Origin of the sequence: Acinetobacter sp. OYA S30 (genome assembly GCF_033599315.1) — a bacterium.
Taxonomy (GTDB): domain Bacteria; phylum Pseudomonadota; class Gammaproteobacteria; order Pseudomonadales; family Moraxellaceae; genus Acinetobacter; species Acinetobacter baumannii.
Window position 1 is genome coordinate 1 of sequence record NZ_JAWVAV010000033.1, and the last position, 14,740, is coordinate 14,740.

Sequence of the window (14,740 nt, forward strand, 5' to 3'; positions counted from 1 at the left end):
AACCTCGCTTAGTGAGGACTTACTTTTGTCAATCATGTGAGAAACCTTAGAGCATGAGGTAACGTGATGTATTACTACCGCTAAAAATTTATTGAAATTCTTAATGGTAGTAATAAATGGAGTAAATTTTGTGAGTCAAAAGCGAACTTTTAACTCACGTACACTTTCAATTAAGCACTAGCGCGACGGCGTTCAACTTCAGTTGAAGGGGCAGCAGCGGCTTCTTTAACCAGTTCAATGTTAAATGTGATGTGTTTGAAAGCGTGATCTAAACCACGGCGTTGAATTTCAGCAGGGTCTGTTACATCTACTGCTGTTGCCACTAAACCGTCACGAGTAGCGAAGGCAAAGTCATCCCATAAATACTCATCACCCTCAATGTTGAATTGAGTAGTCAGTTTGCGGTAACCCGGTGCAGATACAAAGTAGTGAACATGAGATGGACGGTTACCATGACGGCCTAACTTGTTAAGAAGAGCCTGTGTTGTACCTTCAGGAGGGCAACCATAACCAACTGGCATAGTGGTTAACGCTACATATTTACCATCTGCATCAGTGAAAATGGTACGGCGTAAGTTAAAGTCAGATTGTGATTTATCAAAGAATGAATAGTTACCTAAACTGTTGGCATGCCATACTTCAACTTTGGCATTTTCAATAATATTGCCATCAGTGTCGGTTACCGTACCTTCAATAATTAAGGTATCGATTTTGCCAGTCTCGGTTCCGTCATCCATACGTGCAAAGCCAACTGATTCAGGTGCGCCAGCAACATAAAGTGGACCTTCGATAGTACGAGGTGTACCGCCTGTAATACCAGCTTTGGCATCTGCTTCATCTGCACGTAAGTCAAGGTAATGTTCAAGACCTAAGCCTGCTGCCAAAAGACCAAGTTCATTTGCTTGACCTGCATCGGTAAAATATTCCAAACCTTTCCAAACTTCAGAAGGTTGGATGTCTAAATCTTCAATGGCTTGAAATAAATCCCCAAGAAGGCGCACTACAATTTGTTGAACACGTGCATCAACTTCGCCTTTTGCAGTGTCGACATTCATTTGTTTTACAAGCGCATCAATTTGTTGACGGTTCATACTAAAACTCCTTAAGTATGCAATACGGTTTTGGGTGGCAGCGCTGCGGGCATTTGGTTTTGCTAGCGAATAAGTGCCGCCACGTTCCTTGTTACCTTCTGAATAATCTGCTTGGTTTTTAAATGGACTTCAGAGATCGCATTTAAAAAATTCTTTCTATTTACGAATCATCATCACGAACAGAAGATGGATGACGGTTAAGTGCCATCACTTCAATGTCCATATATGGATAGAGAGGTAAACCTTGTAAAATGTTGTGCAATTCTTCATTGCTCTCTACATCAAAAATACTGATGTTCGAGTACTGACCTGTAATTCGCCAGATATGACGCCATTTACCTTGGCGTTGTAAGTCTTGCGAATAAGCCTTTTCAACGGCCTTAATTTCATTTGCTTTGTCGGCTGGCATATCAAGTGGAATATGCACATCCATACGTACATGAAATAACATGGGAAACTCCTTATCCTGTTGCCTTAACGACGTAATTTCTCAATCTTATCTTCATCAATTTCAATGCCTAAGCCCGGAGCTGTCGGCAAATGCAATTCAAAGTTTTCGTAACGTAGCGGCTCTTTTAAAATTTCTTCGGTAAGTAATAACGGACCAAATAATTCAGTGCCGAACGCTAACGTTTCAAAAGTTGCAAATACATGGGCCGATGCAATACTTCCTACAGGACCTTCAAGCATAGTGCCGCCATATAGATCGATACCAGCCAAACCAGCAATTTTGCCAACTTCACATGCTTCAATCAGACCACCAGATTGTTCAATTTTTACGGCAAATACATCTGCACCATGATTTTTTGCAATACGGTACGCGCTGTCAGGGCCAGTTAAAGCTTCATCTGCCATGATTGCGACATCAAAACGATGGGTGAGGCGAGCAAGTGCTTCGGTATTTTGAATGGCACATGGCTGTTCGATTAAATCGATTCCACCATCTTGTAGCTGTTGAATACCATGAATACACTCAAGTTCTGACCATGCACGGTTTACATCTACACGTACACTAACATCAGCACCTAATGCTTTTTTAATAGCAATCACATGGTCAACATCTTGCTGTAAAGGACGCGCACCAATTTTAAGTTTGAACGTGTTGTGGCGCTTTAGCTCAATCATTTTGCGAGCTTCAGCAATATCTTTTTCCGTATCACCAGACGCAAGCGTCCAAAGCACAGGTAAACTATTACGCAGACGGCCACCTAAAACTTCGCTTAATGGCACACCTAAACGTTTGGCCTGAATATCAAGTAGGGCAGTCTGAATGGCACACTTAGCAAAGCGGTTACCATTAATATTTTTACGAATCAGTTTTAGTGTTTGTGCAACATTTAAATCTTTAACTGATGTCAGTAATGGTGCAAAGTAGGTATCAATATTGGCTTTGACACTCTCAGGACTTTCTTCACCATAGTTCAGCCCACCAATGGTGGTGGCTTCACCCCAACCGACAATACCATCCGTGGTCGTAATTTTAACGAGTACCAAAGTCTGGGTACGCATAGTAGTCACAGACAACTGGTGAGGACGGATAGTTGGAATATCCACAAGTATGGTTTCTATGGTTCTATACATGAAGTTTCAACTATTACGAACTTGTTTGTATACCATAGAAGAATGTAATAGCCTAAAATAGATATAGAACGGTATTTTAAGATACTAAAAAGGTATATTAATGGAATTAAGACATCTACGTTATTTTGTTACCGTTGTTGAAGAACAGAGTCTGACGAAAGCTGCAGAAAAGCTTTTTATTGCTCAGCCACCTTTAACACGCCAAATCAAAAAACTAGAAGAAGAATTAGGGATCGATTTATTCGAAAAAGGCTCTCGTCCATTAAAAGTAACGGAAGCAGGGCTGTTTTTTTACCAGCATGCGGTACAAATTTTGACGCATACCGCTCAAGCTGCTTCGATGGCTAAAAAAATGAAGCTGGTCGAGAACGTTGTTAAAGTTGGTTATGTGAGTTCGCTTCTTTATGGGCGATTACCACAGGTCATTTATCTATTTAGACAAAAAAATCCTGATATTCATGTCGAGCTTATTGAATGTGGTACACGAGATCAGGTGGAAGCTTTAAAACTCGGTAAAATTGATTTAGGTTTTGGCCGATTGCCGATTAGTGATCCAGCCATTAAGCGACTTTTACTCAGAAAAGAAAAATTAAAACTCGCAATCCATAAAAAACACCCATTAAGTGATTTCCAAGAGTCAGGAATTTATTTATCTCAAATTATCAATGAGACAATTTTTTCTTATCCAACCACACCTAAACCAAATTTTTCGACCACTATTCAAGCTTTATTTACCAAATTAGGTCTTGTTCCGGCCAAGCTGACTGAAGTACGAGAAATTCATATGGCACTTGGCTTAGTGGCATCCGGAGAGGGTATTTGTATTATTCCGGAAAGCGCCTGCGACATTGGAATGAAGAATCTAACTTATTTAAATATCTTAGACTTAGAAGCCTATAGTCCCATCTCTCTATCCATGCGCAACATGGACCAAAGTTCCTATATTCCTAAAATCTTAGATTGTATTGAAGAGATCTATAGTGAAGAAGAAGTATCCAGAAATTTGAATTTATAAATTTTTAATACGCTTTAATTTGAATTATCATGTTATTTTAAAACTTTAAACCTATAGGTAATATGTAAAAGGAATTATTAAATGAGAAAAATTTTAGGTATAGCTTCTCTCATTATGTCTACAGGTGTTGTACATGCTGAACAATTAAATGAACAAGAACAAATTTCTCCGTATAGTGCGAATGTGACTTTTGCAAGTCAATATATTTCACGTGGTTTTCAACAAACTTGGGGTAAGCCTGCACTACAAATTGGTTTCGACTATGCAAATCCGAATGGGCTATTTGTGGGTACTTGGGCATCCAATGTAAGTTCTAACTATCTCCGTGATGCTTCAGTTGAATGGGACTTTTATGCAGGTTATTTAAAAACCATCGATAAATTCTCAATTGGAATGTCTGTTTTTTATTATTATTACCCAGGTGCAAAAAGTACGCCTGAAACGGGGAGTACAAGCTATAACTATGGCGAAATTGTGCCCCAAATTGGCTATGGTCCTTTAAGTCTCAAATATTTTATTACCTATACCCCAGATTACGCAGGTTATAACTCAAATACGATGGGTGGTACAGAAGGTAAACGTTCACGAGGAACAACTTATTTAGATTTAAACTTTACACAGCCGATCAATGAAAGTTGGACTTTTGGTGCTCACTATGGCTATGAAAAAATTAAAAATTTCTCGGAAGCTAACTTTCAGGATATGAAAGTCGAACTGATTAAAGATTTAGGTGATGGCTGGACTACAGGGTTAGCTTATTCCAAAGCGTGGGACAAAGACGGATACTATAGAAATTATAGTAATGGTGAACCAGATGCACCAATTTCAAATCCGATTGATTCGACATTTACTGTCTCAGTTAAAAAAGTATTCTAATTTATACATAAAAAGCCTGATCACTTTAATTTGGAGTCAGCAGGCTTTTTCTAATACATAGAGAAAATTATTTTTTAATTAAATCATAAGCCATTTTAGTATCGTCTAGCTGAACCAATGAAGCATGACGAGCAGAGAGCGGATCTTTATTTTCAATTGCTGTCAAAATTGCTTTATGTCTTGGTAATGAATGACCTTGTAAATTTGGGCGTAGACTGGTGACTTGAATCGATTGCTGCAAAGGTAAAACCAGCATTTTTGACATATAAGCCAATAAGTCATTATGCGTTGCTTTGGCAATTGCTAAGTGAAACTGGATATCTGGCTCTATAAATTCTTCAACTGTTGTCGCTTTTTCCATGCCTTCATAGGCTTGTTTAATGCGCTCAATATCCTCTTCATTTGCTGTACTTGCCGCAATATAGGCTAACTCCGGTTCTAAAACGCGTCGTACGGTAGAAAGTGTTTTAAAAAACTCGTGCTCAGGCGTCGTTTGAATTAGCCAAAACAGTACATCTGGGTCGAGTAAATGCCATTCTTCTTTAGGTCGAACTACTGTTCCGATTTTGGGCCTTGAATAAGTTAAGCCTTTCGCATTTAAAACGCGTATTGCTTCGCGAAAGACAGGGCGGCTGACTTTATATTCCTCACATAAATCAACTTCACTTGGGAGTTTTTCATTTTCTGAGATTTCTCCAGAAACGATTTTTAATCCCAATTGTTGAACAATTAATGCATGTTGGCTTTTGCTTGGAATAGGATTTTTATAGTCAGCTTTACTCATATTTCACTATTACGATATGTTGAATATCCTATGGTATAGATGACCTTGTGTTTTAACAAGATCATCTTTTTCAAGAATAAATATTAATGGGAATGACGTGGAACTTCCGAGCCACGGCAACCGATCAAGAAATCAAAATCACAACCCTCATCGGCTTGTAAAACATGTTCTACATAGAGTTTGCGGTAACCGCCAATAAAACTTGGTGGAGCTGGTGATGCTAAATTTTCAAGACGTTGCTTAAGTTCTTCATCACTCACTTCTAGGTGAAGTTTTCCAGCATAGGCATCAAGTTCAATGAAGTCACCATTTTGAACTACAGCCAAAGGCCCACCCGCCATAGCTTCAGGGGCAACATGTAAAACGACCGTGCCATACGCTGTTCCACTCATCCGTGCGTCGGAAATACGAACCATGTCGGTAATGCCTTTGGCTAAAATCTTTGGCGGTAGTCCCATATTTCCAACCTCGGCCATGCCCGGATAGCCTTTAGGGCCGGCATTTTTCATCACAAGAATACAAGTTTCATCGACATCTAGATCTGGGTCATTAATACGGGCTTTATAATCATCGAAGTTTTCAAATACGACTGCACGGCCACGGTGTTTCATCAACTCCGGTGTAGCAGCAGACGGTTTAAGCACCGCACCTTTAGGCGCTAAATTTCCGCGTAAAATACACATGCCGCCATCTAGTCGAATTGGGTTATCTATTTTCCGTATCACTTCATCGTTATAAATAGGTGATTGCTGGCAATTTTCCCAAATGGTTTGACCGTTTACGGTTAAAGCTTGAGGATGTGGTAAGAGATTGGCTTCACCCATACGACGAATTACGGCTGGCAAGCCGCCGCTATAATAGAACTCTTCCATTAAAAAACGACCCGAAGGCTGTAAGTCGACAATGGTTGGCATGCCGCGGCCAACACGGTTCCAGTCATCAAGTTGTAAATCAACCCCAATGCGTCCGGCAATTGCTTTTAAGTGAATTACGGCATTGGTTGAACCACCAATAGCTGCATTGACCTTAATGGCATTTTCAAAGGCTTCTTTGGTTAAGATTTTAGAAAGGCGTAAATCTTCATGGACCATATCAACAATACGCATACCAGAAAGATGAGCCAACACATAACGGCGAGAATCTACCGCTGGAATGGCCGCATTGTGGGGTAAGGAAGTACCTAGGGCTTCAGCCATACACGCCATTGTAGAGGCTGTGCCCATGGTGTTACATGTACCAGCCGAACGAGACATACCAGACTCGGCAGATAAAAATTCATTTAAATCAATTTTGCCTGCTTTGAGTTCTTCATGCATTTGCCAAACGATAGTACCTGCACCAATGTCTTTGCCTTTATGCTTACCATTCAGCATTGGACCACCAGTCACTACAATGGCTGGAATATCACAACTTGCAGCTCCCATTAATAATGCAGGTGTGGTTTTGTCACAACCTGTCAGTAACACCACACCGTCAATAGGGTTACCACGAATCGCTTCTTCGACATCCATACTGGCTAAGTTACGGGTAAACATGGCGGTAGGACGTAAATTCGACTCACCATTTGAAAATACTGGAAATTCAACAGGGTAGCCGCCCGCTTCTAAAATCCCTTTTTTTACATGTTCGGCAATTTTTCGAAAATGCGCATTACATGGGGTAAGTTCAGACCACGTATTACAAATCCCAATGATGGGCTTGCCTTGAAACTCATGATCTGGGATTCCTTGGTTCTTCATCCAGCTACGATACATAAAGCCATTTTTATCCGTTGTACCAAACCAGGCAGCCGAACGAAGAACTTGTTTGTTATTCATACAAATTTCCCTATATAGTATTACTATTGGAATTAATTGAATTAAAAATACACTATAAATTTTATTTTTAAAAGGTTTGAAATTTAAATAGTATTACTATATTTTAAATTGAAAGGATAATTTACGAGCAAGATGCTCTATAAGTAAATAATAGGAAATGGAGTCGAACATGGATTTCGAAAAGGATGTAATACGGACGGTCACGTTTAAGCTGATACCTGCATTAGTCATACTATATCTGGTGGCATACATTGATCGGGCCGCTATCGGATTTGCCCATTTGCATATGGGTGCCGATGTAGGAATTGGTGATGCTGCCTATGGTCTAGGAGCTGGCTTATTTTTTATTGGATATTTTCTTTTTGAAGTTCCAAGTAATTTGCTTTTAGACAAATTTGGTGCTCGTAAATGGTTTACTCGTATTTTATTAACATGGGGCCTCATCACCATGGCCATGGCGCTTATTCAGGGCCCTAAAAGTTTTTATCTCTTACGGTTTTTACTCGGTGTTGCAGAGGCAGGTTTTTTCCCTGGTGTTTTATACCTGATTACACAGTGGTATCCGGTGCGGCATCGCGGAAAAATCATGGGAATGTTTGTGCTTTCACAACCGATTGCCATGATGATTGCAGGGCCTTTAGCGGGTCTATTACTTGGAATGGATGGCATTGCAAATTTGCACGGCTGGCAATGGTTGTTTGTTGCAGTTGGCTTGCCCGCGGTTTTATTGGCTTTACCTACATTTTTGTGGCTGCCCGATAACATTGATAAAGTAAAATGGTTAAGCATTGAACAAAAACAATGGCTTAAAAATGAACTCGTTAAAGATGAAGCCGAATATGACCAAACCCGACATGCCAATCCACTACATGCTTTAAAAGACAAACGCGTACTTTTATTAGCACTCTACTATTTACCGGTAACGTTAAGTATTTATGGTTTAAATCTCTGGCTTCCTACCATTATTAAGCAATTTGGCGGAGGTAGTGATATTCAAATTGGGTTCTTATCTAGCATTCCCTATATTTTTGGAATTATTGGACTTCTCATTATTCCGCGTAGTACTGACCGCCTAAACGATCGTTATGGACACTTAAGTTTTCTGTATGCACTAGGTGCTTGTGCAATGTTTTTAAGTGGTTGGCTAAATTCTCCAGTTATGCAGTTGGCAGCTTTGGCTGTAGTTGCGTTCTGTCTATTTTCATCGACTGCCGTGTTTTGGACACTACCGGGTCGTTTCTTAACGGGTGCAAGTGCAGCAGCTGGTATTGCCTTAATTAACTCTGTTGGAAATTTAGGTGGCTATGTCGGTCCATTTGGGATCGGACTGTTAAAAGAATACACGGGAAATATGGCTGCTGGTTTGTATTTCTTATCTATCGTCATGCTTTTTGGTCTGATTTTGACTTACATCGTCTATGCCAAGCTCGAACGTCAAAAAACACAAACAGTGAATATTCAAAAGCCTTTGTAAGGAATAAAACATGCAAATTATTCAATTTGAGAATCGTGCAAATCAACGTGCCGTCGCGAAAGTAGAAGGCAACATGGTATATCCGGTTAAAGATATTCAATCAGTTCGTGATTTAGCACTTTTAGCAATCCGCAATAAAGTTTCGTTAGAGCAACAAGTTGAGACATTAGGGTTTGAATCAGAAACTTATGATTATTCATCTTTATTAGCAGACTTAAAGGTATTGCCGCCTTTAGATCATCCAGATCCAACGCACTGCTTAATTTCCGGTACAGGTTTAACCCATTTAGGTTCTGCATCTGCACGCGACAAAATGCATCAACAAAATTTAAGCGATGACAGCTCGGTGACTGACACCATGCGAATATTTCAATGGGGTCTACAAAAGGGGCGTCCAGCAGAAGGTCAGATCGGGGCACAGCCAGAATGGTTTTATAAAGGCGATGGTTCAATTGTGGTAAGACCGGGAGCAGAGCTGCCTTTACCTCCATTTGCTGAAGACGGCGGCGAAGAACCTGAAATCGCAGGCCTCTATGTTATTGGCGAAGACTTAAAGCCTTACCGAATCGGGTTTGCGCTGGGCAATGAATATTCTGATCACGTGATGGAGCGCCGTAACTATTTATATCTGGCCCATTCAAAATTGCGTTTTTGCAGTTTTGGTCCAGCTTTACGGACGGGCGAGTTACCAAAACATTTAGTCGGAACCAGCCGCTTGCGCCGTGATGGACAAATTATTTGGGAAAAAGAGTTTTTGTCGGGTGAGGACAATATGTGCCATAGCTTGGCAAATCTGGAATATCACCACTTTAAGTATCAACAATTTTTAAAAGCAGGGGATGTTCATATTCACTACTTCGGTACAGCCACTTTGTCTTTTGCCGACGGTATTCAAGCGCAAGTCAACGATGAGTTTGAAATTGAAATGAAAGAGTTCGGCCATCCACTCAAAAACAAACTTGCTCATATGCAACCCGAATTACCGGTCGGTTCAGTTATTACTCTCTAAGGAATATAAAAATGGTCATTGGACACAACTTTATTGGCGGTTCACGCAGCGCACAAGGTACAACCTTATTAAAAAGCATTCATGCTACGACTGGTGAAGCTCTGCCTTATGAGTTTCACCATGCAACCGAGCAAGAGATTAATCAGGCCTGTGAAGCAGCCAGTCAAGCGTTTAAGACTTACCGCCATACGTCTCCTGAACAGCGTGCTGTTTTTTTAGAAAACATTGCAGATGAACTCGATGCTTTAGGTACAGATTTTCTTGAAATTGTCTCACAGGAAACCGCTTTGCCACTTGCACGCTTACAAGGTGAACGTGCCCGGACCAGTGGGCAAATGCGCCTGTTCGCTAAGGTGTTGCGCCGTGGTGATTTTTTAGGTGCCCGTATTGATACTGCTTTACCAGAGCGTCAGCCTTTACCTCGCCCAGACCTGCGTCAGATTAAAATCGGTGTTGGCCCTGTTGCGGTCTTTGGGGCAAGTAACTTTCCTTTAGCATTCTCAACTGCGGGGGGTGACACTGCTTCGGCACTGGCAGCAGGTTGCTCTGTAGTGGTGAAAGCCCATAGTGGACATATGGCGACAGCAGACTTTGTAGCGCAGGCAATTGAGCGTGCCGTAGAAAAATCAAATATGCCTAAAGGTGTATTTAACATGATCTACGGTAATGGCGTGGGTGAACCACTGGTTAAGCACCCTTTAATTCAGGCTGTGGGTTTTACCGGTTCATTACGTGGTGGACGAGCTTTATGTGATATGGCCGCAGCCCGTCCACAACCGATTCCGGTGTTTGCTGAAATGAGCAGTATTAATCCGATGCTGATGTTACCAGAAGCCTTAAAAAACCGTGGGGAAAAAATTGCACAGGACTTAGCCGACTCAGTGGTTTTAGGCTGTGGTCAGTTCTGTACTAATCCGGGTTTAATCTTGGGAATTAAATCAGCTGAATTTAGTCAGCTCATTAGCAAGCTGACCGACATTATGGGGGCTAAGCCTGCGCAGACTATGCTCAATGCCGGCACCTTAAAAAGTTATACCGCTGGTCTTGAGCATTTAACTGAGCATCAAGGTATTAAGCATTTGGCAGGCAATACTCAAAAAGGCAAACAGGCGCAGCCGCAACTGTTTAAAGCTGATGTTGAGCTTTTACTGGCAGGTGACCAGCTTTTACAAGAAGAAATCTTTGGGCCAACCACAGTCATCATTGAAGTTGAAGATAAAGCCCAACTCATTCAGGCACTACAAAGCATGAATGGGCAACTAACTGCGACTTTAATTGCCGATGAAGCTGACTTAACCGAGTTTGTAGATGTGGTTCCGGTGTTAGAAGAGAAAGCTGGGCGATTACTTATAAATGGCTACCCAACAGGTGTTGAGGTCTGTGATGCGATGGTACATGGTGGACCATACCCAGCCACTTCAGATGCACGAGGCACCTCAGTTGGAACCTTGGCCATTGACCGTTACTTGCGCCCTGTGTGTTACCAGAACTATCCGCAAAGTTTATTGCCGGAAGCCTTAAAAGACAGCAACCCGTTGCAGATTTTAAGACTGGTTAATGGTGAGATGACCAGAGAAGCGATCTAAAAAATAAAAAGAGACCACGAGTTGGTCTCTTTTTATATCTCGAAGAATAGATTTATAACGGAGTAGGCAAATTAAGGACTGCTTGGGCATCTTGAATAACATCTAAGCGGAGAATTTTTGAAGCGCCAAGTTCATTTAGCAACTTTGTCAAAGGGCCTTCATTTTTCACAAATTGTACTTTCTTTGGAAAAAGCTTTTGCGCAAAAGAAAGAACGTTTGATTGAACATCTGTTTGATGCCATTTTCCATCGACTATATGTAGCATGGTTGCTTTATTAATATGTGTTTCAGAATCGACACGTTTTAAAGTAGGAACAGCAGTTTTTAAACTTAAATCCAATTTTCCATTAACATCGAAAATTTTGGCTTGAACCTCTTTTGAACTAATACTGATATCAATTTTTGTTAACCATTTTGGTAACTGGTAACCATATACACCACGGACTCTAGCAATTTCTGTATCTACAGGCAAAGCTAAAACATGTGCATGAAAGTGGCGTTGACGCATCGATTTCATTAACTCTGCGATGTGAGGCCCACGAGCCTTGGGTTTGCGTACAACAATCGCAATCGACACCTCGTTATACGGGTCATTGTCACAAACCGAATAAGAGAAAAAAGTGACGGCGACTAACCCATAACCAGGAAATGGTTGTAAGGGCGTTAAAGCATCAGGAAGTTTTGCCTTAATCTGTTTAATGGGAGCAAGCATTAATAGCTGAACATTTGCACTACGATAATAAAAGTTCGGTGCCCAAACAGGTCCAACTCTTGATTCAACTAATTTTTTAGGAATATGACGGAAAAAGTCGATATTGCCAGCAGCAGGGTCTTGAGCGACTTCATCTAAATCGGGATTCATTCTAAAACGGTCATAATAACCACCTTTGGGTACTTTGATTTTTTGTTGTCCAAATTCAACCTCAGTAAATTGTTGTTTTATATTCATTGGAGTTCACCTTTACATTAATTGACCGCGTAGCTACCGTTGTCTTTATCAAGACGTGTTAATTTATAGCCAATGTCGGCACTATAAGGTTAAAGTTCACTTTAAAGTCAAGACTTTAATTTCTAGCTGTAAAGTCTTTGACATTTAAAAGAAATAAAATAAAAAACAATTAAAGATTAAAAAGATACAGAGTACAGTAGAGTCTTCATATAAATTTTATTTTAACAATAAGATTGAGGCTATTGACCTTAAAGCTAACTTTAATCTTACGATAAATATTCATACCTTTATAACGAATCTAGAAGCAGATTTTCAGCAGGAGTACAAAGATGGGATATGTAACCACAAAAGATGGCGTAGACATTTTCTATAAAGACTGGGGGCCACGCGATGCCCAAGTTTTATTTTTTCATCACGGTTGGCCTTTAAGTTCAGATGATTGGGACACACAATTGCTTTTTTTCCTTAAAGAAGGTTTCCGCGTAGTTGCTCATGACAGACGTGGGCACGGGCGCTCAAGTCAAGTGTGGGATGGTCATGATATGGACCACTATGCAGATGACGTTGCAGAAGTGGTTAAACATCTCGATATTAAAAATGCAATTCATATTGGACACTCAACTGGTGGTGGCGAGGTAGTCCGCTATATTGCACGTCATGGTCAGGAAAATGTTAACAAAGCAGTCCTTGTGAGTGCAGTTCCTCCACTAATGGTTAAAACTGAAAATAATCCCGAAGGTTTACCAAAAGAAGTTTTTGATGACCTTCAAAATCAAGTACTCACAAACCGTGCGCAATTTTTCCGTGATCTTCCATCTGGCCCGTTCTATGGTTTTAACCGACCAGATGCGAAACCATCTGAAGGTATCATTTCGAACTGGTGGCGTCAGGGTATGACGGGTAGTGCAAAAGCACATTACGATGGTATTGTGGCATTCTCACAAACTGACTTCACCGAAGATTTAAAGAAAATCACGGTTCCTGTTTTGGTGTTGCATGGTGACGACGACCAGATCGTGCCGTATAAAACTTCTGGCGTAAAATCTGCTGAGTTACTTCAAAATAGCCAACTCAAAATCTACCCAGGTTTTTCTCACGGTATGTTAACCGTAAACCATGAAGTGATTAATGCTGATTTATTGGCCTTTATTCGTGAATAATTAAAAACATTCAAACTTTAAAAAAGAGGCGTTAAGTGCCTCTTTTTTATTTATAAATTACTGAAATTGAAAGTAATAAATATAGGAATAATAAAAGGTATTGACATTAAAGTTAGCTTTAATCTTAAAGTAAAGTCATACTGAATGAGGTCATACCAATGAAAGTGTTCGAAAAATTAGTATTCCCAAATGGCTCATATGTTCCTAACCGTATTGCTAAAGCAGCAATGGAAGAAAACATGGCTGATTTAAACCATGCACCATCAGAAGAATTAATGCGTTTATATCAGGCTTGGGCAAATGGTGGCGTAGGTCTAATCATTACCGGAAATGTAATGGTAGACCGCCGAGCGATGACTGGACCGGGCGGCGTAGTGCTTGAAGATGAAAAGCATCTAGATACTTTTAAAAAATGGGCACAAATTGGGCGCTCAAAAGGCGCTCAGATGTGGCTTCAAATTAACCATCCGGGTCGCCAAATGCAAGCCAATCTTGGTCAGCAGACGTGGGCACCATCAGCTATTTCACTTGATCTTGGCAAAATGTCAAATCGCTTCAACACGCCAATTGAAATGACTGAATCTATGATTGCAGAGGTGATTCAGCGTTTTGCAAACACGGCGCGTTTAGGTGAAAAAGCAGGATTTACAGGTGTAGAAATTCATGCAGCGCATGGTTATTTATTAAGCCAGTTTCTTTCTCCACTGAGTAATAAACGCCAAGATCAATGGGGTGGTTCTTTAGAAAACCGCGCTCGCATTTTAATTGAGATTGTTAAAGCTGTTCGTAAAGTAGTTTCGCCTCAGTTTACTGTTGCAGTGAAACTAAATTCAGCCGATTTCCAACGTGGTGGGTTTAGCGCTGAAGATGCTCAACAAGTGGTTAAAATGCTAAATGAGCATGTAGTCGATTTGGTTGAACTTTCAGGCGGTAGCTATGAAGCACCTGCAATGCAAGGTCAAGCACGTGATGGCCGTACACTTGCTCGTGAAGCTTACTTTTTAGAATTTGCGCAAGAGATTCGTAAAGTTGCCAAAATGCCTGTCATGGTGACAGGTGGGATACGCCGTAAACAAGTGGCAGAAAAAGTAATTGAAAGTGGTGTAGATATGGTCGGTATTGCCACAGCTTTAGCCATTGAACCTAATTTGCCAAATGCTTGGAAACAAGGCCAAAATATTTCACCTGAACTCAAACCAATTACATGGGAAAATAAAACATTGGCTTCACTTGCCAATATGGCTGTGGTCAAATTCCAGTTACGTAATTTAAGCGCAGGTAAAAAAACAAAACCAAATGTTTCACCAGCTTGGGCTTTAATTTTGCAACAATCAGCTATGTCATGCCGTACCCGCCAATACAAAAAAGGCATGCATGACTATTCATTTGCTTCTTAAT

13 protein-coding genes are annotated in these 14,740 nt (G+C 40.6%); 7 read left to right on the plus strand and 6 right to left on the minus strand.

All coding sequences use genetic code 11. From position 1 onward, the window contains the following. Positions 1-170: 170 nt before the first annotated feature. The 3 genes from catA to R5R67_RS14755 form a co-directional block, all read right to left on the minus strand. The gene (gene catA / locus R5R67_RS14745; protein WP_001081618.1) at positions 171-1,091 is read right to left on the minus strand and encodes a catechol 1,2-dioxygenase; all 921 of its coding nucleotides are present in this window, start codon (positions 1,089-1,091) and stop codon (positions 171-173) included. Positions 1,092-1,251: 160 nt separating this feature from the next. Then, positions 1,252-1,542: a muconolactone Delta-isomerase gene (gene catC / locus R5R67_RS14750; RefSeq protein WP_000897235.1), complete on the minus strand. Its 291-nt coding sequence runs from the start codon at positions 1,540-1,542 to the stop codon at positions 1,252-1,254. 23 nt (positions 1,543-1,565) lie between these two features. Next, a complete protein-coding gene (locus R5R67_RS14755; RefSeq protein ID WP_004747037.1) occupies positions 1,566-2,672 on the minus strand; it encodes a muconate/chloromuconate family cycloisomerase in 1,107 nt (368 codons plus the stop codon). A gap of 100 nt (positions 2,673-2,772) precedes the next feature. Between R5R67_RS14755 and R5R67_RS14760 the strand changes: the two genes are divergently transcribed. Both R5R67_RS14760 and R5R67_RS14765 read left to right on the plus strand, forming a co-directional pair. After that, positions 2,773-3,687, plus strand: a complete 915-nt coding sequence (locus R5R67_RS14760; RefSeq protein WP_000423293.1) for a LysR family transcriptional regulator — start codon at positions 2,773-2,775, stop codon at positions 3,685-3,687. 81 nt (positions 3,688-3,768) lie between these two features. Beyond that, positions 3,769-4,563 carry a TorF family putative porin gene (locus R5R67_RS14765; protein WP_001226549.1) on the plus strand — a complete coding sequence of 265 codons (795 nt, stop codon included), beginning with the start codon at positions 3,769-3,771 and terminating at the stop codon, positions 4,561-4,563. A gap of 67 nt (positions 4,564-4,630) precedes the next feature. Here the strand turns inward: R5R67_RS14765 and R5R67_RS14770 are convergent, their stop codons facing one another. Together R5R67_RS14770 and R5R67_RS14775 are read right to left on the minus strand one after the other, a co-directional pair. Then, complete coding sequence (locus R5R67_RS14770) at positions 4,631-5,347, minus strand: FadR/GntR family transcriptional regulator (protein WP_000029961.1); 717 nt, start codon at positions 5,345-5,347, stop codon at positions 4,631-4,633. 83 nt (positions 5,348-5,430) lie between these two features. Beyond that, complete coding sequence (locus tag R5R67_RS14775) at positions 5,431-7,164, minus strand: IlvD/Edd family dehydratase (RefSeq protein ID WP_001060809.1); 1,734 nt, start codon at positions 7,162-7,164, stop codon at positions 5,431-5,433. A 169-nt stretch (positions 7,165-7,333) separates the two neighbouring features. On the opposite strand from R5R67_RS14775, the gene abaQ reads away from it, so the two are divergent. Genes abaQ through R5R67_RS14790 form a run of 3 tightly spaced genes read left to right on the plus strand, consistent with a single transcriptional unit; the run spans position 7,334 to position 11,233 of the window. Further along, a complete protein-coding gene (gene abaQ / locus R5R67_RS14780) occupies positions 7,334-8,638 on the plus strand; it encodes a multidrug efflux MFS transporter AbaQ (RefSeq protein WP_025466926.1) in 1,305 nt (434 codons plus the stop codon). Positions 8,639-8,648: 10 nt separating this feature from the next. Next, a complete protein-coding gene (gene araD1 / locus R5R67_RS14785) occupies positions 8,649-9,647 on the plus strand; it encodes an AraD1 family protein (protein WP_001165787.1) in 999 nt (332 codons plus the stop codon). Positions 9,648-9,658: 11 nt separating this feature from the next. Then, positions 9,659-11,233 carry an aldehyde dehydrogenase (NADP(+)) gene (locus R5R67_RS14790; RefSeq protein ID WP_002062148.1) on the plus strand — a complete coding sequence of 525 codons (1,575 nt, stop codon included), beginning with the start codon at positions 9,659-9,661 and terminating at the stop codon, positions 11,231-11,233. Positions 11,234-11,285: 52 nt separating this feature from the next. Here R5R67_RS14790 and R5R67_RS14795 read toward each other — a convergent pair whose 3' ends face one another. Then, complete coding sequence (locus tag R5R67_RS14795) at positions 11,286-12,182, minus strand: hypothetical protein (RefSeq protein ID WP_001022499.1); 897 nt, start codon at positions 12,180-12,182, stop codon at positions 11,286-11,288. Between the two features lie 329 nt (positions 12,183-12,511). Here R5R67_RS14795 and R5R67_RS14800 point away from each other — a divergent pair, with 329 nt between their 5' ends. After that, positions 12,512-13,342, plus strand: coding sequence for an alpha/beta fold hydrolase (locus R5R67_RS14800; RefSeq protein WP_000542610.1), 831 nt, complete (start codon positions 12,512-12,514; stop codon positions 13,340-13,342). A 158-nt stretch (positions 13,343-13,500) separates the two neighbouring features. Continuing rightward, positions 13,501-14,739, plus strand: coding sequence for an NADH:flavin oxidoreductase/NADH oxidase family protein (locus R5R67_RS14805; RefSeq protein WP_000862290.1), 1,239 nt, complete (start codon positions 13,501-13,503; stop codon positions 14,737-14,739). The last annotated feature ends 1 nt before the right edge of the window (position 14,740 follow it).